Genomic DNA, 278 nt, shown 5'->3' with positions numbered 1-278 from the left:
ATCAGGCCATTACGGTTTTCCATGGTGGTGTGACCCAAATAGGCCAGCTTGGCTTCAGCACCTTTGGATTTTTTGTATAGCCGAGCTTCTTGATCGGTGCGCGATTCGTGCGTTTCATTGCTGCGCTTTTCCTTGTGGAAGTCTCGCTCGCTGTTGCTGCCACCGCCCTCATCGTCGTCGCTTTCCTGCTTGCGACGAAAACTTTTGTGCGAGGCCCACGCCTGAATCAAGGTGCCGTCGACGCTGAAATGCTCTTCCGACAACAGTTGCTTCTGCCG

General features: G+C 54.0%; 1 pseudogene. It reads right to left on the bottom strand.

The features are described 5' to 3' along the window. Positions 1–278 (bottom strand): annotated as a pseudogene (locus Q1A48_RS21560) (IS5/IS1182 family transposase); the annotation flags it as partial.

The sequence above is a fragment of the uncultured Microbulbifer sp. genome, assembly GCF_947489355.1.
GTDB lineage: Bacteria > Pseudomonadota > Gammaproteobacteria > Pseudomonadales > Cellvibrionaceae > Microbulbifer.
The sequence above is the reverse complement of the archived record's forward strand: the minus strand, read 5'-3'. Positions and strand labels throughout refer to the sequence as shown.